General features: G+C 56.4%; 15 protein-coding genes and 2 pseudogenes. 10 read left to right on the top strand and 7 right to left on the bottom strand.

What is annotated here, in order from left to right; genetic code table 11:
• From L1069_RS22030 to L1069_RS22010, 5 genes and pseudogenes are all read right to left on the bottom strand, one after another.
• Positions 1 to 292 (bottom strand): annotated as a pseudogene (locus tag L1069_RS22030) (transposase); the annotation flags it as partial.
• A 255-nt stretch (positions 293 to 547) separates the two neighbouring features.
• Positions 548 to 1,600, bottom strand: coding sequence for a hypothetical protein (locus L1069_RS22025; protein ID WP_237457071.1), 1,053 nt, complete (start codon positions 1,598 to 1,600; stop codon positions 548 to 550).
• Between the two features lie 4 nt (positions 1,601 to 1,604).
• Positions 1,605 to 2,429, bottom strand: coding sequence for a luciferase family protein (locus L1069_RS22020; RefSeq protein WP_237457070.1), 825 nt, complete (start codon positions 2,427 to 2,429; stop codon positions 1,605 to 1,607).
• Positions 2,430 to 2,528: 99 nt separating this feature from the next.
• On the bottom strand, positions 2,529 to 3,710 hold the full coding sequence (locus L1069_RS22015; protein ID WP_237457069.1) for an AraC family transcriptional regulator: 1,182 nt from the start codon (positions 3,708 to 3,710) through the stop codon (positions 2,529 to 2,531).
• Positions 3,661 to 4,533, bottom strand: coding sequence for a fumarylacetoacetate hydrolase family protein (locus L1069_RS22010; RefSeq protein ID WP_237457068.1), 873 nt, complete (start codon positions 4,531 to 4,533; stop codon positions 3,661 to 3,663). The genes L1069_RS22015 and L1069_RS22010 overlap by 50 nt, the downstream gene beginning before the upstream one ends.
• A gap of 265 nt (positions 4,534 to 4,798) precedes the next feature.
• Between L1069_RS22010 and L1069_RS22005 the strand changes: the two genes are divergently transcribed.
• From L1069_RS22005 to L1069_RS21970, 8 genes are all read left to right on the top strand, one after another.
• Positions 4,799 to 5,410 (top strand): TetR/AcrR family transcriptional regulator, encoded by a 612-nt coding sequence (locus tag L1069_RS22005; RefSeq protein ID WP_237457067.1) that lies wholly within the window; start codon positions 4,799 to 4,801, stop codon positions 5,408 to 5,410.
• Positions 5,411 to 5,489: 79 nt separating this feature from the next.
• Positions 5,490 to 6,356: a bile acid:sodium symporter family protein gene (locus tag L1069_RS22000; protein WP_237457066.1), complete on the top strand. Its 867-nt coding sequence runs from the start codon at positions 5,490 to 5,492 to the stop codon at positions 6,354 to 6,356.
• An 84-nt stretch (positions 6,357 to 6,440) separates the two neighbouring features.
• Entirely contained in the window at positions 6,441 to 8,516 is a 2,076-nt protein-coding gene (locus L1069_RS21995; RefSeq protein WP_237457065.1) for an NADPH-dependent 2,4-dienoyl-CoA reductase, read from the top strand.
• Between the two features lie 29 nt (positions 8,517 to 8,545).
• Positions 8,546 to 10,063, top strand: a complete 1,518-nt coding sequence (locus L1069_RS21990) for an NAD(P)/FAD-dependent oxidoreductase (RefSeq protein WP_237457064.1) — start codon at positions 8,546 to 8,548, stop codon at positions 10,061 to 10,063.
• A gap of 4 nt (positions 10,064 to 10,067) precedes the next feature.
• Entirely contained in the window at positions 10,068 to 11,231 is a 1,164-nt protein-coding gene (locus L1069_RS21985) for a 2Fe-2S iron-sulfur cluster-binding protein (protein WP_237457063.1), read from the top strand.
• Positions 11,232 to 11,256: 25 nt separating this feature from the next.
• Positions 11,257 to 12,975, top strand: coding sequence for an AMP-binding protein (locus tag L1069_RS21980; RefSeq protein ID WP_237457062.1), 1,719 nt, complete (start codon positions 11,257 to 11,259; stop codon positions 12,973 to 12,975).
• 271 nt (positions 12,976 to 13,246) lie between these two features.
• On the top strand, positions 13,247 to 13,705 hold the full coding sequence (locus tag L1069_RS21975) for an ABA4-like family protein (protein ID WP_237457061.1): 459 nt from the start codon (positions 13,247 to 13,249) through the stop codon (positions 13,703 to 13,705).
• Positions 13,663 to 14,517 carry a hypothetical protein gene (locus tag L1069_RS21970; RefSeq protein ID WP_237457060.1) on the top strand — a complete coding sequence of 285 codons (855 nt, stop codon included), beginning with the start codon at positions 13,663 to 13,665 and terminating at the stop codon, positions 14,515 to 14,517. The genes L1069_RS21975 and L1069_RS21970 overlap by 43 nt, the downstream gene beginning before the upstream one ends.
• A 125-nt stretch (positions 14,518 to 14,642) precedes the next feature.
• Here L1069_RS21970 and L1069_RS21965 read toward each other — a convergent pair whose 3' ends face one another.
• Entirely contained in the window at positions 14,643 to 15,470 is an 828-nt protein-coding gene (locus L1069_RS21965) for a LytTR family DNA-binding domain-containing protein (protein WP_237457059.1), read from the bottom strand.
• A gap of 226 nt (positions 15,471 to 15,696) precedes the next feature.
• Between L1069_RS21965 and L1069_RS21960 the strand changes: the two genes are divergently transcribed.
• Together L1069_RS21960 and L1069_RS21955 are read left to right on the top strand one after the other, a co-directional pair.
• Positions 15,697 to 16,476, top strand: coding sequence for a MipA/OmpV family protein (locus L1069_RS21960; protein WP_237457058.1), 780 nt, complete (start codon positions 15,697 to 15,699; stop codon positions 16,474 to 16,476).
• A gap of 69 nt (positions 16,477 to 16,545) precedes the next feature.
• Complete coding sequence (locus tag L1069_RS21955) at positions 16,546 to 17,772, top strand: fumarylacetoacetate hydrolase family protein (RefSeq protein WP_237457057.1); 1,227 nt, start codon at positions 16,546 to 16,548, stop codon at positions 17,770 to 17,772.
• A 237-nt stretch (positions 17,773 to 18,009) separates the two neighbouring features.
• Here L1069_RS21955 and L1069_RS21950 read toward each other — a convergent pair.
• A pseudogene (locus L1069_RS21950) lies at positions 18,010 to 18,100 on the bottom strand (IS5/IS1182 family transposase); the annotation flags it as partial.

The following is an 18,100-nucleotide window of genomic DNA, read 5'->3' as shown; positions in this document are numbered from 1 at the left end:
AGCCAGGGCCTCAGACCGCAGATCCTTCACTTCAGGCGATGTCGCCTGCCGGGGCCGTATCGCCGGACAGACGGCGTTTCCCTGCTTCGAGGAACTCCTTGGACCAGCTGTAATACAGGCTCCCGGAAATGCCTTCGCGCCGACACAGTGCCGAAATGCTTTCCTCACCTCGAAGGCCGACCAAAACAATGCGGATCTTCTCCTCCGCCGAATAGGCCTGACGGATCTTGCGGCGGATGCTCTTGACCAGCTGGTCAGCCGCGGCTTTGCTGGTTCCGGATTTCTTGTTCATCTTCACTCCTTGACGGTTACGATGAACCAGAAATCCTCCGTTGTTCAAATCCTCAAATCTTTCCCACAGGTGCTGACGTCAGACACCTTTGTGGATCGTTGCAGACCCACCTTGGCACAGTGATGCCGTCGGGGGCGGTCACATCATCAGAGCCTCATGGAGAGCAATGCCGGAAGCCTGCATGGAGGATCCTTTTTGCGGGCCTCCCCCACTCTTGGGGAGGGGGAGACCGGCTGATTGCAGGCATGTCCCGGATTAAAGGGGGCAAACCTTAATACCGGACTGAAAGGCGGTCCCCAACAGAATCTTGTCCTTATATGGGGCTGCAACGCTGACTGAGGACTGCAGAGAGCCGTCATTCTCCAGCATCAGCTTGCTGTCCCCGGTGGCCGGATCAACGCGGTAGACCTGGAAGGGTGACAGTGCGCTGGCATCTTTGATGTGGCCGTCAAAGGCCATCAGGTTCAAGTGGCTGGCCACCCAGAGGCTGCCGTCTTCGGCAACACTGATATTGTCAGGTGCTTCGCCAACAGAGATTTCGCGCACCAGGGTCAGAGTGTTTGTGGCCGGGTTACGTTTGAACTCCTTCAGGACGCTTTCGCGCATCGCGGTTGCGTAAACGGTTTTTCCATCGTCGATTGTAGCCACGCCATTAGCAAAGGCCATGGGCGCGGAAAGGGAGACCTCACCCTGATCGTAAACGGAAACATCGGCGATTTTCTGGGCTAGCATCATTTCGACGAGGTTGGCAAAATTACCGAACTTGCCGCGGTCGTTGCTGAAATAGACGGTGTTCAAATCAATGGCTGCCAGATCGTTGGGGGAGCGGATGCCGCTGTTCTGATAATGCTCTACAAGATCCAGCGTATTTTCGCGCACCTCAAACACAAAGATATCATGCCCGGCAGCGGGATCGGTTGCGCTGCGGTGGTTTAGTGCAAAGAGATACTGCGTTCCACCGATTGTTTTCAGGTCAACTCCATGGGGGAGAAACGGAACAGCGGCATCCAGACCGGTTACGTTCATTTCGGTCAGAGAGTTGCTGCCATCCAAGTCCAGCCGGTGGATTGCGCCGGTGGCGGTATCCCCGGCCATACCTGCGCGCCTGTCCAGTGAGGAAATGAATGCAACCCCAGCATCATAGTCGATTGCCAGGTCTTCTGGGCCTGCCATATCGCCGACACTGGTGCAGGCGGCGTCATATTGTGTTGTGATGCTGTTGAATGCACCCATCGAGGACATGAGTGCGGCACCACCTACCCCTGAAAGGGCGATAACCGCAGTTCCGATTAAAAGCCAGCGTCGCATATTCTTATCCTTTGAGTTGATTGTCATGTACAGGCAGTGCGTAGCGAGTAGCTGCCAAGATGATGGATTTGATCACGGGAACATGCTCGGGCTTGGCTGGTGCATAGAGCATGAGAAAGGTGTCTGTGGGGAAGATACGCTTGAAACGCGCCATCGAATGCAGTTCACCCCAGCCTTTGTCTATGACCTGTTTGGCGTCGCTGGGACTTAGTATTGTGTGCATAGAGCCGTCCGATGGGTGGAAGTGCCCTATTTCCCCTTCCTTTCCGGTTGCTGGATTGCCGCCATCAATATCCTGCAGCCAGATCGCCTGATTGTGCTTTTCGTAACGGCTGAGCTTGTACTGGAGGCGGGCCGCATTCTTCGCGACGATATCGTCGAAGGCTGCGGAGAGATCACTCATTGTTGCGGTGTCTGGAAACTGGTCGATCTGGCGGTGTGGCACTGCGTGCGGCGCAACAGTCGGTCGCGGCATATCCCGGCCCGGCAGGCAATCCAGATAAGCGACATCAGCCTCACTGCCCAGCCTGGAAGAAAAGACGGATTGGTCCAGAGGGTCTCCGGCCAACGGCCGCATTGCGGTCACTGTAAGCCAGCCGCGCAGATTAGAAGGGAGGCCTCCTTCACCTAGTGCGATCCAGGCGCGGTAATCCGCTATACAGACAAGGATTAGGGCGATCGTACCCAAGATCAGAGCGGCAGCGCCAAAGATCCAGGTCACAATTGCTGCTTCATCATTTAGCCAGCCTAGAAAGCCGTGGCAGGTTTGAAGAATGCCCAAGGCGGCCAGGATCAAACCGGCCAGCCATAGCGTAATGTTCACCCGCATTTCATACCTCCCTGGGAACGTCTTGATCACGTCCTTAGGGATATCTCATGCCGATCAGCTCACCATGTGCCAGAAGTTCAGATGTCTGGTCCAACTGGCTCAATACTTGCTAAGTGACTTGCGGTATACGCCAGGGGATATGCCGAAGTTGCGGCGAAAAGCTTTGGACAGGTTGCTGGAGTTTTCGTAGCCCGCCCGATATGCGATTTCGTCCAAGGACAGGGTCGTAGAACGCAGTAAGTCGCGGACAACGCCAAAACGCTGCGCGTTCTTGACGGCTAGAAAAGTCGCTCCCTTTTCACCCAGCCGTCGCTTCAACGTCGCAGGCGAGACCCCAAGAAGCTCTGATGCGGTCTCAATTGTGCTGTCTTTGAAGCCTGTCTTATGGATTGCCCAGCCAACACGGCCGACTATATCCATTGTTTCCGGCGGGAGGGACAGTTCTTGCCTCAATTTGGAGACTGCGGCGGAGTTGATTTGTTTCCCGCCTGACCTTACCCGCAGTCGCATCATGGCCAACGGAAGGCTGAAGTAACTTTCTTTGTGGTTAAAGACTGTTCTGGTTCCTGGCGGCAGATATGCGGCCCATCCATCCTCGCTCGGCGCAGGCCAGACCAAAAAAATAGTGTCACTCAACTCGGTTTTGGATGTGCCGGTCAAGGTGCGGCTGATCCATGCCATGTTGACCAGGCTGGCAATAGTGTGGAACTGGACAACACGATCTGGAGTATTGCGATTACCCGACTTGATCAGAATATCGAAGGTTTCCGTATCACGCCGGGTTTGCAGGACCTGGCTGCCACCGCTGCGTGTGGAAAAGAACTCGGGCAGGTATTCATAGGCCTTGGACAATCGGGTAGCGCTGCGCAGTGTAAGACCGAACATGCCATGAGGTTGGAGGCTCAACAGTCGACCGTATTTCCAGGGCAGCAGCGGATCTCCAGTTGCGGCGCAAAGATTGCCTGCAAGAGTACTGTAACTGTCGCTGCGGATATACCGGGGTTGTGACAGCAGATCAGGAATCGTAAGCCCGGTTCCCGACAGCAGAGTGCTGGCGGGAACCCCTTGGTCCGAGGCAAACGTTATCAAGAGCTCGGCGTATTCGAAGGGCAGGGAAAAATCCCCAATGCCCACACCAGTATTCTGTGCCATCGGCCGAGACACTAGCCAGATAGGCTTTTTCAGACAAGAGCGATGAGTACCGGAAGCGGGCAAGGGAATTTCATGATTTTCAGGTGATTGTAAAGGAGTGGCTGCCCAGCCATTCGGCGTCAGCTTCAATCACATCTCCTGGCTTCAGATAGTCAGAGTTTGCCTTCCCGGCAGAGACCATAGCGCCGATCAAAAAGCGGGCGGGTAGGGCGCGGGCGATCTGGCGCTTGAGGCGGTTGACCTTAAAGGTCACCCCTGCCGGAGTTCCGGTTACCAACAGGTCTCCGGCGTTGAGCCTGCGGCCGGGGGCAAATCGTGCGGCATGGGTCAACAGCTCTCTGGGTGTGTATATGAGGCTGCTGACCGGTTCCTTCTGCCGCGTCTTACCGTTAACCTTCAGGTGCAGCGTCACATCCGGGAATTTGTCGCGAGCGTCCTCGTTGGGCACCCAAAGCGTATCGGCTGTGGGAAAGAACCCGTCGAAGCTTTTGCATTCAGTCCAGCAGGGCAGTCGGCTGTCGCAAAGCTGGCCAAACAGCTGCACCGTTCTGGTGGTAACGTCATTTGCCAGGAAATAGCCAATTCTGGGCAGTGGCGCACCTGCTTCAAGATCTTGAAGCTTGCAGTCCTCGAGAATCTGAACACCCAGTTCAATTTCATAATCGAGCATCGGGCCGATCTTGTCGCGCAAAGGCTCAACCTGATCCCGGATTGCTGGTTCAATCTTGAAAGTTGCCTGCAGCATTTCGTCAATACTGGGTGTTTTGACGGTTTCTTGGTTCACTACAGGAGCTCCGTGCTTCAGGAAGATGACTGGTTTTTCCGGAATGGTCTCGGCGGTTTCGCGTATGTGGTCGGCATAGGCGAGACCGAAGGCGTAGGAAAAAGCGGCTTCACTGTGGAATTTGGACAGTTGGCCATGGCTGATGTCGCAAACTGGGGCCTTCTTCATCGGATGGTCTCTTTCACTGATAGCGATGTTTCATGGATATGCCGGTGAATTTGGCTCCTGACGGAAGGCTTGTGTAGGCGCGAAACGATCAGCGTTATGGTGATTTTGGCGCAGGTGCCGGTAAATGCAGTCAGGTGGCAGAAGTGCAGTGAGACTGCAGGAACATTGGCGGCAATCGCACAGCTGCCTGCAGTAGCGGGGAATTGACACGGCGGGGTAGCCGCCCGACAAGGGCGGTCGACAGTGTTTATTCTGAGGCGGTTTTATGAAGTTCGACAGGGCATCAGCACCACGCAGCCAGATACTAAAGGCAACAAAGAGTCTGCTGCAAAAGGGCGGAGTCTCGGCGGTGTCTATGCGCTCTGTCGCTGGTGTCATCGGTGTATCGCAGATGATGCCCTACAAGCATTTTCCGAGCAAAGATCATATCCTGATGGAGTTACGCCTCGAGGCGTTTGAGGGCCTGACAAAACAGATGCGCAAGGCACAGGGCACCACAGAGGATCCATACGATGCGTTGGTACAGGTAAGCCGGGCATACGTGCTGTTTGGCCTGGCGCATCCAAACGAATACCGCCTGATGTTCGACCCCTGGGAGTTTGACGCCTATGAGCGGATTCTTAGTGACTTTGGTGAATCCGCCAATCGGGAATCGCTGAGCTGGCAAGTGAATCTGGACGTGGTTTCCGCGTTTTGTGCTGCGGAAAATCTGCCGGTTTCACCGAATGCAGCGGCGCATTGGTTATGGTCGTCCCTGCATGGGGCGCTGCAGCTTCACCTATCGCGGAAGTTAGTTTTTAATGTTGATATACAAGAACTTGCGGACATTATCTGCCGGTCTGCTCCGGCGTCGATAAGGGCTATGCAGTTGGGTTGACGCTACGTTCCGGGAGAACTGGCTAGGTTATTTTTGCCCTTCAGGTTTACAGTGTAATCCTAATATGAAGGAGGAGCCGATGGACATCGGGGCAATCATCACCAGCATCGCGCTTGCCGGGTTAGTGTCGGTCATGTTTTCCATGGGAACGTCGCTGTCGGCGGCCGATTTTCTACGCGTTTTGCGGCAGCCCAAAGCGCTGTTTCTGGGCATCACCGGACAGATCCTGCTTCTGCCGCTGGCGGCTGCAGGTATAGCCATTGCCATGGACCTGTCCCCGGCGGCTTCAGTGGGGTTAATGGTCATCGCGGCTTGCCCGGGAGGGGCGCCATCGAATGCTGTTTGCGCCGTTGCCCGTGGGGATGTCGCGCTTTCGGTGTCACTGACAGCAGTTGCCAGTGTTCTGGCCTTTCTGACGGTGCCTTTCATCATCGGACTGGGAATTGAGTTCTTCTTGGGCGAAAGCACGACGCTGCACCTGCCGTTCTGGGAAACGGCGTTTCGTATATTTCTGACGACGTTCTTGCCGGTTGTGAGCGGGATCGTGGTGGGAGCTGTGGCCCCTGTGTTTGCGGTCAAGGTCCGCCGGCCGATGTTTATCGGTGGCTTCGTGACCATTCTGATCACGTCCCTGTTGTTTGTGGCTGGCCGTATGCATCTGATTTCAGCGTTTGATGCGTTTGGCGCGGTGGTGGTGCTGAATGTGCTGATGATGGGGCTTGCCTTCGTACTTGGGCGGATGGCCCGCCTGAAGGAAGATGAAACCCGCGCGGTGACCGTCGAAGTCGGGATGCAGAATATCTCCATGTCGATCGTGGTCATCATGGGAATCTTGAACGCACCTGAGCTTTTGGGACCAACCTTCTTCTACCTGCCTTGGGCCTATGTCACCGGCTTAGGCTTTGCTTTCCTGGTCCGCAAGCTCCGTGCTCCGGCGCTGGCCTGAGCAGCCTCGGGAACAAACCTCGCCACTGAATCGTAACATCTTCGTTTGCGCTGAAGCGTTCGAAGACTGCCGAAGAGAAGCAAGATGAAATATCCACTGACATTTGAGCCGATTGAACTGGGGCACGTCACCCTGCCCAACCGGGTCATCATGGGGTCCATGCACACAGGCCTGGAAGAAATTGACCAGACAGGTGAACGGATAGCAGCCTTTTATGCGGCGCGCGCGCTCGGCGGCTGCGCGCTTATCGTGACTGGAGGCGTTGCTCCGAACGAAGAAGGCAGCACCGGTATTCCCAGCAAGCCAGACAGCTACGGGCGGCTTGACTCACCAAGATCCCTGGCGATTCATCAGCGTGTGACACAGGCGGTGCATGATGAAGGCGGCCGCATTCTATTGCAGATCCTGCACACTGGCCGGTATTCCTACGCGCCCGGATCTGTTGCGCCATCAGCAATTCAGGCACCGATTTCAGCGCATGTGCCTCGCGAGCTGACAGGTGCGGATATCACACGGACGATCCATGACTTCGCCAAATGCGCCCAGCGGGCCCAGGAAGGTGGGTACGACGGTGTCGAGATCATGGGTTCAGAAGGTTACCTGATCAACCAGTTCATTGCGCAACGCACCAATCACCGCACCGATGAATGGGGCGGCGCCTATGAGAACCGTATCCGTTTTCCTGTTGAAATTGTACGCCAGACCCGCGAGATGGTCGGCCCGGACTTCATCATCATGTTCCGCCTATCAATGATTGACCTGGTTGAGGGCGGTTCCGACTGGGAAGAAGTGGTAGAACTGGCCAAAGCGCTGGAAGAAGCCGGTGCCACTGTCCTGAACACCGGAATTGGCTGGCACGAGGCCAGAGTCCCCACTATTGCACAGGCCACGCCCCGGCAGGCCTGGTCCTGGGTGACCCGGCGGATGATGGGAGAGGTTTCGATCCCGCTGATCACCTCGAACCGGTTCAATGCACCGGATCAGGTGGAAGAGGCCCTACGCGATGGCCATGCGGATATGGTGTCGATGGCGCGCCCGTTTCTGGCGGATGCGGATTTCATGAATAAGGCCCTCGATGGGGATGAGGCGGCCATCAATACCTGCATCGCCTGCAACCAAGCCTGTTTGGACCATATCTTCAGCATGAAGACCTGTTCCTGTCTGGTGAACCCGCGGGCCTGTAACGAAACGCGTTTTGCCACGACCCCTTCGGACAAGCCGCAGCGGATTGCCGTTGTGGGAGCAGGCCCTGCGGGTATGAGCTTTGCAAGCGAAGCGGCGGAGCGGGGTCATCAGGTTGTTCTGTTTGATGCCGAAAAGAAGATTGGCGGGCAGCTGAACATTGCGCGCAATGTTCCGGGGAAAACCGAATTCGATGAAACCGTGCGTTATTTCGGCAACCGGCTTGAGCGCACTGGTGTGGAGATCCGGCTTGGCATTCGGGTTGGATTGCCTGATCTGGAAGCCGGATTTGATCAGGTGGTTCTGGCCACGGGGATTGAGCCGCGCGACTTGGACATTCCCGGCGCAGATCACCCCAAAGTGTGCAGCTATATCGACATTCTGACCGGGCGTGTGGTCGCGGGAAAACGCGTGGCAGTCATCGGTGCGGGCGGCATCGGTTTTGACACGTCAGAGTTTCTTCTGGCCGCGCCGGGGCATGACCATGCCCATGTTCCCTCTTTCATGCGGAAATGGGGTGTGAACCCTGGCTGGGGTCAGGGCGAAGGCGGCTTGCGCGGCGGGCTCGCGGAGGCGCCGGCACCGGATGCTCCGTTCCGGGATATCACTTTGCTGCAGCGCAAAACAACGCCCCTGGGTGCTGGGCTGGGCAAAACCACCGGCTGGATTCACCGCGCTGAGATGAAGCTGGGCAAGGTGCGGATGCTGGGCGGGGTTCAGTATCAAAAGGTTGATGACGCGGGGCTGCATGTGACCGTGAATGGCCAAAGTGAAGTTCTGGACGTCGACACGGTTGTGGTGTGTGCAGGCCAGCTTCCCAGGCGGGATCTGCTGGAGGGGCTGCAGGCTCGCGGGGTCCCGGCGCACCTGATCGGTGGCGCCGATGTGGCTTCCGAACTCGATGCAAAGCGCGCCATTCAGCAAGGGCTGACACTGGCTGAGAGCCTGAGCAACCCCCAGGCCCAGGCATGCGCCTGAATGCAAAGTCCGACATGAGGAACGAACACATGACAGATTATGATGCGATTGTCATTGGTGCAGGCAACAGCGGCCTGACCGCCGCTGCGGGCATGCAGCGCAAGGGGCTGCGGACGCTTCTGCTTGAACGGCATAATATCCCTGGCGGATGCGGGACGTCTTTCGTGCGGGGAGAATTCGAGTTCGAGGTCGCGCTCCACCAGCTGAGCGGGATGGGATCTGATGATAACCCTTTTGTTCTGCGCCAGACATTTGAGGAACTTGGCGTGATGGATAAGGTTGATTTTGTCGAGGAAGGCGAAATCTACCGGTTCTGCGTTCCGGGCAAGGTGGATGTCACGCTGCCTGCAAGCATTCCTGGGATTGTTGCGGTGTTGAGCCGCGAGTTTCCGGAGGAAGCCGGGAAAATCCGCGATTTCATGAAGGTCTGCGGACAGCTGACACATGAATATTATGTGCTGTTCCCGCGGGCCAAGGCATCAAAAGACCCGGAAGAATTGGAGCAGCGCTGTCCCAATGTCGTCAAATACGGAGTACGCACAGCGCGTGATGTGCTGGATGAGTTTTTTGCGGATGAGCGTCTTAAGGCAGCGTTGGGTGCATATTGGCCGTATCTAGGGCTGCCCCTCGACGAGCTGCCTTTTGTCGAACTGGGGCCAATGTTCTTTCTCTATGCCGAATACCGCCCCTACCACATGCGGGGCGGGTCGCAGGCGATGTCCAACGCGCTGCTGGACAGTTTTATGGAAGCCGGCGGTGAAGTGCGGTTCAATACTGCGGCGCAAACCATCCATACTAAAGGTGGCCGGGTCTGTGGGGTGACCACAGAACATGGGGATCGCTTCAGCTGTAACCATGTGGTTTCAAATTCAAGTTCGATCCATACGTTCAACGAGTTGCTGGATTGGGATGAGGCTCCAGAACAGGTGCAGCAGATATTCCGCCACAGCCGTGTCGGGGTCTCGGGGTTCATTGTCTATATGGGGCTTGATGTTTCGCCGGAGGAATTGGGCGTGACCGCCGCGTCCAACTTTATTTGCTCTGATCTGGACGACCGTGTGGTTTTTGAAACAGCCAACGCGCTGACAGATCCGGCCGGCTGCCTGTTCACCTGCTACAACTATGACGACCCGTCCTTTGCGCCGGACGGAAAGTCGATGATCGGGCTGATGTGTGCCCAATACGCCGCCCCATGGGAGGCGATGGACCCGGAAGTCTATTTTGATGCGAAATATGACTTTGCAGAGCGCCTGATTGCGCTGGCGGAACAGGTCTATCCGGGGTTGAAAGACCATATCGAAGAGGTCGAGGTCGCCACTCCATTGACGGTTATGCGCTACCTCAACACGCCTGGCGGCGCGATTTACGGCTTTGATCAGAACGCGTTGGAAACCCCGGTGTTCCGCGAACGCCTTAGAGGGCCAGAAGGCCTTTATCTTGCAGGGGCCTGGAGCGGTCCGGGCGGATTCCAGCCAACCTATATGGCGGGGCTGTCTGCGGCGAACACTGTCGTGCGCAACAACACTCAACTACTGGCTGCGGAGTGAAACCATGAGCACAAAATCCACACTGAATGTGATTGCCGCCTATGACAAGGTCTGCGCCGAGAAGGCTGAACTGGCTCAAGAAGGCAGCAACTTTGCCGCAGACCGGAATGCGGTCGCGCGGCAGATCCGCAAATTGCACCCCAAGCGGCTGACCCTGACAGTCGGTGAAATCATCCGCGAAACCTCGACGGCGTGCAGCCTGCGCTTGCTGAGCGATGATGGCTCACCGCTGCCTCCGTTTCAGGCAGGGCAGTACATCAATTTGTTTCTGACTGTCGACGGAGTTGAGACGGCCCGCCCGTTTGCCATTTCGTCCGCGCCGCAAAGCAGGGACTATTATGATGTGACGGTTCGCAGTGTGCCCGGAGGTTTTGTCAGCCCCTACATGGTCGGCGAGATGTTCGAAGGCCAGATCTTGCAAAGCTCCGGCCCGATGGGTTCCTTCTACTACAATCCGTTGTTCCACGGGGGGGATCTGGTTTTCCTGGCCGGCGGGTCCGGTGTTGCGCCGGCAATGAGCATGATCAGGGATATCATAAACAAGAAGCGCCCGCTGAACTTCCACCTGATCTATGGTTCGCGCAGCACGGATGACATCATTTTCCGGCAACAGCTGCAGGCACTGGCAGAACAGCATGACTTCCTGACCGTTGATGAGGTTATCTCTGAACCAGACGCGGATTATACAGGCCACACCGGATATCTCAGCGCGGAAATGATCCAGCGTCTGACCGGCGATGTTGACGGCAAGATGTTTTATCTTTGCGGCCCGAACGCCATGTATGACTTCTGTAAGCCGGAATTGGAAAAACTGGGAGTGCCCGGCCGCCGCGTTCGGATTGAAGCAAACGGGCCGCCGCCAGCGCCGCAGAAGCTGACCGGCTGGCCGCAGGGCCTTGAGACCAGTAAAGAAGTCACTGTTACCGTGCGCGGCCGGGGACAGTTCAAGATGCCCGTCGGCGAGCCGCTGCTGAACGCGATGGAGCGCAACGGTTACCAGGCGGAAAATGCCTGCCGTTCTGGTGAATGCAGCCTGTGCCGGGTCAAGGTCTTGTCGGGCGATGTATTCAACCCGCCGCAATCCCACCTGCGCAGTTCTGACCGCACGTTTGGCTGGACGCACGCCTGCGTTGCCTTTGCGCTCAGCGATATTGAAATCCTGATTTAGGAAAAACGATAAGGGAGGAACGAACATGCCAACCACGGAAACACTCGCAGAAAGCACTCGGCGCATCGATGGGAACAGTCGTTGGTGGGACCGCTCATACACAGCTGCACAGGCCGCATATGATCCGAACGCACGGCGCTATGCACATGTTTCAGACATTCTCTTTGACACGGTAAAGGCGTTTCCTGATCGTGTAGGCTTTTCTCTTGTGCTGCCTGGCGGGCAGTGCCTGGACAAGACATATGCGGAAATCGGTCAAGCTGCAGATGCGGTGGCCGCCTACCTGCGCGAAGATCTGGGCTTGCAGCCGGGGGATGTAGTTGCGGTACAGTTGCCGAATTCGCTTCACTATCCGGTTGTTTTGTTTGGTGCGCTGCGTGCCGGTCTGACGGTGACCAATCTCAACCCGCTATATACCCCGCGCGAGATCGCCCATCAGCTTCGGGATTCCGGCGCCAAAGTCTTGTTCGGGTTCAATCTGTTTGCGGACCGGCTGTCCAAGGCGCTTGAAGATGTGCCAGTTGACCGGGTGATTGTTGCGGCTGTCTGGGACTTTTTTCCGCAGGAAGTGTCGTCGCAGTTGGAACACTACCTGCGCAATGTGGCCAAACAGGTACCGGACGTGCCGTTCGACCATGAGAATTTTGCAGACGCTCTGGAAAAGGGCGGCCGCCATCGCGGCAAAGACTGCTTGGCAGAGGGCAAGGACTGCTCTGCGCCGGCTTTCATACAGTATACTGGCGGCACAACCGGAGCCAGCAAAGGCGCTGAGCTGACACATGACAATGTCGCACACGTCCTTGAAATGCTTGAATGCAGTGTCCGGGACGCGCTGGACCCAGACAGGCAGAACTCAATTCTTACGGTCATCCCATACTACCATATCTTCGCGCTGATCGTGAACATGATGCTGTTCACCTCCCAAGGCGGGCGCAATATCTTGATCCCGAACCCAAATCCGGTTTCCAATCTCAAACCCGCATTTGAGAACTACCCAATAGACTGGCTGACGGGTGTTGACACGCTGTTCAATGGGCTGATGGCACAGGACTGGTTCCAGGAGATGAAGCCTGAAATCGAGCTTACGATCGGCGGCGGCACAGCGTTGAAGGAGGATACGGCGTCGCGCTGGCAGGCGGCGGTTGGTCCGATCGCCGAAGGGTACGGAATGACGGAGTCTACCTGTATCATTGCGATCAGCCCGTTTGATGGCCGCGGCAAGCCAGGCACGGTCGGCTTCATTGTGCCCGGTCTAGATGCCAAGATAACCGATGATCAGGGCAATCCAATGGGCATCGGTGAACCCGGCGAATTGCATGTAAGGGGGCCAAATATTGCAACCGGGTACCGCAATCAGCCGGAAGCAGGTGGCGAGACGTTCCAGGACGGCTGGATGGCGACAGGGGATGTCGTAACAATGGACGCTGATGGCTACGTTACAATTGTCGACCGCAAGAAGGACATGATTCTGGTCAGCGGTTTCAACGTTTACCCGAATGAGTTGGAGGCGGTTATCCAGGCGCTGCCGCAGGTCGATGAAGTGGCTGTTGTCGGCAAACCGCACAGCGAGCGGGGTGAAAGCCCTCATGCATTCATCAAACGTAACAATGATGGCCTGACTGAGAAGATGGTGGTTGACCATTGCCGTGCAAATCTGACGGGGTACAAGATTCCGACACATGTTACATTCCTGTCCGAACTGCCCAAAAGCCCGGTGGGAAAGATCTTGCGGAAAGACTTGTAGCCAGAACTCTCCTGGTGCAGCTTTAGCGGTTTCTGACGCAAGACGGCCCGTGCCTTGCGAGCCGTCATTGCACGGCAGCGTTCATGCGGCACCGCCCCGGGTATTACATGGCTGCCAAACAGATCGCTGTCGCGACCATATTTTCGTGTGCATGGTTTCTCGGCATCTGTCGCAGGAATGAGCTTTCAGATGTTTGCTCGGAACAAGATCGTGGAAGGCTGTAGAAGCTGAAGTGCCATAGAGGCTTGGCCTAAAACAGGAGACGTTGGGTTTGACGCCTGAAGCGCTTTTTTCGCATTCCAGCAGCCTTGCAACAGCCGGTTGGGTCATTCTGGTTCTTGGTCCGCGCAGTATCGGCTGGCTGAACCTGTTCCCGCGGCTGCTCATTCCTGCAATCCTTGCAGCGGTTTACACGGCGGTCGCATTAAGCCGCTTTTCCGAAACCGGGGGGGGATTTGGCAGCCTCGCTGACTTTGCTGTGTTCATGACGAACGAGTGGGGCTTGCTGGCGGGCTGGGCGCATTACCTGGCATTTGACCTGATTGTGGGCTGCTGGGCCGCTGCACGGCTGGATGTCGCCGGTGTCACCCGAATTGTTCAGGTGCCTGTTTTGATATTGGTTTTCATGCTGGGGCCGATTGGCTATTTGCTGACCATCCTGATTGTCTATGGCCTCAGCGGATCTGCATGGCTGGAAAAACAAGCCACCGCGGAAAGGACGATCTTGTGACAGGCTCTAAAGAAGCTGACTGTCGGGAAAACTATCAGAATTGCACCCGGTTCCGAGTGTTGACCGTCTTTTCCTTGGCGCTGATGGTGATTTGCGGGCTGTGGAGCTTCGCTGATCACCGGTTGGTAGATGGCGCACCGGTTTGGGCGAAGCCTATGAAGTTCGCGTTCAGCTTCGCGATCTTTTTCGCCACGATAGAAGTCTTCGAGAGTTTTATGTCAGCTCGACTGCGCCGTGGGAAGCCGTTACAGATCGCGTTTGGCGTGATGTCGGTCTGCTTTCTGGCAGAAATGGTCTATATCTTCTATCAGGCCGCGAGGGCGGAGCCTTCGCACTTTAACTTGAGCTCCCTGTTTCATACCGTGATGTATTCGGGCCTGATGTTCGCAAGCGCGATATGTATTCTGATTGTCAATCTGTACATTGCCTGGCTTATCAAACACGACCATGAGGCCCACATATCTCCGGTTCTGCGGGAGGCGGTTTGGCTGGGCGGCCTTTTGACCTTCTTGCTTACAATGATTGTGGCGATTTATCTCAGCGCTCAGGATGGGCATTTTGTCGGAGCGCATCCAGAGGGAGCGCCAACCTTGCCTGTTTTAGGCTGGTCCCGCGTCGCCGGTGATTTGCGGCCCGCGCATTTTCTCTCGCTTCACGCTATGCAACTGCTGCCACTTATTGCGTTTGCATTGAACCGCAGGGGCAGCCTTGGACGGCGTAGCCTGTTTTGCTGGAGTGCGCTATACGCAGTCTTCACAATGGCGGTTTTCTGTCAGGCACTCATGGGCTATCCCCTTATACCCGTTGCATAGGGTGCCGGATAGGATCGGGGTGAGGCTGCTCGTTGTCGGACGCAGGGGGGAAGCGATACTACGGTGATTGAGGCAGGTACGGGCAGGGACGCCGGTGGCTCTGGTGCACAGGCTCCAGCTTGCAATCATATTTTGTGCCGCAGTTCGCTGTATTTCCGTCGGCTGACTGGAACGTTATCTCCGTTGGACATCTCGCAGGCATAGGCGCTGCCAACACGTTTGATTACCTTAGCGTGCTTGAGATTCAGCCAGTGTGACCGGTGGCATTGAAGGCCGGTGAACTCCTCGAGCGCCGCCACACTTTCGGCAAATGGCTGTTTTATCAGAACTTTCCCGTCGGCTGTGACAACATTTACATAATGCCCCTGGGCCTCAATCCGGATCAGATCATTGCCTAGGTTGTGGGGCACGTTAGGCAGCGCGCTTCTCAGCATAGGTTCGGTGGCGGGGAAGGCTGCCAATAGCTTGCGGTGCTCACGGACGGCGGCTGCGAGTTTGCTGGCTGCAATAGTGAAAAAAGCGCTGCAGACCACAGCGGACAGGCCAACTGAAGTAAACTCATCGAAGAGGTTTTGCATGATAACGCCTGGGGGGGCGCTGAAGGTGCCCGAGAACCATTGGTCGAGCAGCAGTGACACAGGCGATAGCAGGACTGGAAGACAGAGTATACCCGCAGTGAGAGAAGGTGTCCTGCCAAGGCCGAGCCGGACGCATAGCATAGCGGTGCCCAAGACGATCCCGATGGAAAGGAAGAAATGGATAAACCAGGAGGCGGCTGCCGCGAGATAGCTCAGTTCTGCAGTTGGCTGCGGGGAAAAACTGGTCAGGATCAGCGCTGCTGCAAACGAGAGGGAGACGGCATAGGTCCAAACCCGTTGCCAGCTGACACCGCTCAGACCGAAGAGCGACAGGGCAATATTCATCCCCCCGTGCGATCCAGAACTCAGTTGCATAACCTAGCCTCCTTGGTGCTGGTTGGGTGTTCAAGTTACCATTGCTACATAGGTGCGACCGCTGAAACTTGAACGGTAGATACGCGACCGTCTGTGATTTTTGGAGACCGTTCATGCACAATAACAGCGGGTCAGGGAATTCAGTATTTTATGGGCCGCCATAAGGAGAGATGCCTGTACCAAGCGCAGCCTATGCGCTTGAGAATGATCATCAAAAGGTTTCTCCATGTCTCAGTCTCTTAGGGCTCCTCTCGCCCTTGCCGCCGCAGTTACAGCACTCTTGGGCGCACCAGCCCTGGCCGGCGAAAAGAACCTCACAGGCGTTATCGGTCTGGGCACGTCCTACGGCCCAGAGTTTTCTGGTTCCGATGAGTCTTCAGCGTCGGCCTTCCCGATCATCAGTCTGGAATGGGGCGAGCGCTATTTCTTCGATGGCCGCGGGTTGGGGGTTTACGCCCTGCGGAACCAGGGTGGGTCAGGGTTGTCTGCGGGTCTGGCAATCGGATATGATTTCGACGAGCGGATCGCCTCTGATGACTCCCGGCTGACAGGGCTGCGCGATGTCGAAGCCGGCGCAATGCTGACAGCGTTTCTCGAATATGATCTCGGGTTTGCGGATTTCGGGCTGGAGTTGAACCGAGGGCTGGAAAGCGCAGGCCATGAAGGTACGCGTGCAACAATGAGTCTGGAATTCAGCGGACAGGTCAATTCGCGCCTCTCACTCTCTGCTGCCCCCTATCTCGTTTGGGCCGACAGCTCTTATTCTCAGGCGTTTTATGGCGTTAGCGCGTCCGAAGCAGCTGCTTCGACGTTTGCCGGATTTGCGGCCGGCTCCGGGTTTGAACGGGTTGGTGTCGAACTGCAGGCCACTTATGCTCTGAATGACCGTACCGGTATCTTTTTGGGGCTGAACCACGCGGAACTGGTGGGCGATGCCAAAGACAGTCCGGTCACCTTTGATTCGGGGCAAACCGCGATTTCGACAGGCATCTACTTCCGATTCTAAAATGTCGGCACGCGGTCGGCCTGGCGGTAGCCAGGCCGGTTGCAGGCGGCGAAATCACTGGAGGCTTTAATGAAACGTATTATCTCCGCGGTTGGGGCCATGTGTGCAGCCGTATTGCTCTGGGCTTTCTTGCTTGACGATGATCCCGCGCGCATGAACCAGATCACCACGAATGGGCAGATCCTTAAGCCTGGTGTCTTGCCGGCTGGCAAGGCAATTACCCTGGCTCAGGCGCAGGGCAGAAATGGCCAAGCGATCCCGCTTCTGGTTGTCGGGATGACGCCCGATAACGTGACAGCTGTCGACCTTACCCGGTATGGCGGAGCGCCGGATACGGATCTTTTTCGCGTGTTTGATCAGGTCGGAGAGGAGACGTTAAAAGCGCTGTTGCTGCAGGCCCAGGGCACAGATGTAGCCGCGGGATTACTGGGTGAGTACAGATTCGATGTGCTGAAGCCCGCTGCGGGCGGGGGGGATTTGCATATTGGAAGCGGAACGAATTTCCCCGAGCATGCGGAAGAAACCCTCAGTTCGTCGGTCTTCAACTTTCCCAAGTTCGGCGTTGCGACACCGCCAGTTACCAGCGTGGCTTTGCGCGATGGCGTGCTGCTGGATTATGAAGTGGAACTTTGTGTCCGGTTCGATCGCGACATCAGATCATTTGCAGACTTCGAAGCCGCTCGGAAAGGCTTCTTCCTGTGCGGGGATTTTACCGATCGCGGTACGCTGCTGCGGATGATTGATACGGGGAACTTTGATTCCGGGTCCGGGTTCAGCGATTCAAAAAGCGGAGAAGGCTTCTTTCCCAGCGGGCCCTTCCTGGTCATTCCGGCAGAGTGGCAGAAGTTTGTGACTGATGAACGCATTCAGACGCTGCGAAACGGTGTAATCCGTCAGGACGCTTTTGGCGCAGAGATGATTTTGGGCTTTGATGATCTTGTACAGAAGGTTCTTGGGGACACGGCTTCCACACGATTTGTTTACAAAGGCTCCAATCACCGGTTGGTGCGGGACGAACAGATCGCCGAGGGGCAAGGCCTGATGTCCGGGACACCGGAAGGCGTGATCTTCATGCCGCCGACAGCGCGCCAGATCGTCCGTGGAGTAGTCAGGTATGTTGTTTCGGGGGCCGTCTTCAAGGCAGCAAATCCTTACGACGCGATCATCTCATCTGTTGTCACTGATGAGCAGGAAGCCGGGCGGTTTCTCATGCTAGACGAAGAAGTATCATATCTCTCTTCTAGTATGGGAAAAATCACCATCGCTGTGACCTCCCCGGCAGGGCAGGGGACATAACAAGGATGTGGCCAGAGCTGTGGTTCTGGCCGCTTAAGTTGTCCGGCTGCGGACGGGTGCTTCTTGGTCGGGACTGAAATGCCGACCTGTCGAAGATGTCTTGATCACCAAAGGGATTTGCCGGGGCACCCGGTGAAGACCGTCGCGAGATCAGTTTTGAAAAACTGAACGGGTGGCGAGATGCCGCCACCCATCGCGATAGATACCCGAACATTTCCCTAGGCCATGTTGACAAATGCGGAGCCAAAGGCGGATAGAAGTGATGTCAATGAAGCCCAGGAAGCTTTCAGCAGTCTTGTCATAGCGGGTTGCGACGCGCTGGGCATTC

The organism is Leisingera sp. MMG026, assembly GCF_021654205.1.
Lineage (GTDB): Bacteria > Pseudomonadota > Alphaproteobacteria > Rhodobacterales > Rhodobacteraceae > Leisingera.
This window is presented reverse-complemented; position numbering and strand designations above follow the sequence as displayed.

Coding starts and splice junctions, on each gene's coding strand:
- L1069_RS21970 (WP_237457060.1), top strand. CDS start 13,663: ATGGCTGGAAAAACAAGCCACCGCGGAAAGGACGATCTTGTGACAGGC.
- L1069_RS22025 (WP_237457071.1), bottom strand. CDS start 1,600: ATGCGACGCTGGCTTTTAATCGGAACTGCGGTTATCGCCCTTTCAGGG.
- L1069_RS21980 (WP_237457062.1), top strand. CDS start 11,257: ATGCCAACCACGGAAACACTCGCAGAAAGCACTCGGCGCATCGATGGG.
- L1069_RS21965 (WP_237457059.1), bottom strand. CDS start 15,470: ATGCAACTGAGTTCTGGATCGCACGGGGGGATGAATATTGCCCTGTCG.
- L1069_RS21960 (WP_237457058.1), top strand. CDS start 15,697: ATGTCTCAGTCTCTTAGGGCTCCTCTCGCCCTTGCCGCCGCAGTTACA.
- L1069_RS21990 (WP_237457064.1), top strand. CDS start 8,546: ATGACAGATTATGATGCGATTGTCATTGGTGCAGGCAACAGCGGCCTG.
- L1069_RS21955 (WP_237457057.1), top strand. CDS start 16,546: ATGAAACGTATTATCTCCGCGGTTGGGGCCATGTGTGCAGCCGTATTG.
- L1069_RS21985 (WP_237457063.1), top strand. CDS start 10,068: ATGAGCACAAAATCCACACTGAATGTGATTGCCGCCTATGACAAGGTC.
- L1069_RS22000 (WP_237457066.1), top strand. CDS start 5,490: ATGGACATCGGGGCAATCATCACCAGCATCGCGCTTGCCGGGTTAGTG.
- L1069_RS22005 (WP_237457067.1), top strand. CDS start 4,799: ATGAAGTTCGACAGGGCATCAGCACCACGCAGCCAGATACTAAAGGCA.
- L1069_RS22020 (WP_237457070.1), bottom strand. CDS start 2,429: ATGCGGGTGAACATTACGCTATGGCTGGCCGGTTTGATCCTGGCCGCC.
- L1069_RS21995 (WP_237457065.1), top strand. CDS start 6,441: ATGAAATATCCACTGACATTTGAGCCGATTGAACTGGGGCACGTCACC.
- L1069_RS22010 (WP_237457068.1), bottom strand. CDS start 4,533: ATGAAGAAGGCCCCAGTTTGCGACATCAGCCATGGCCAACTGTCCAAA.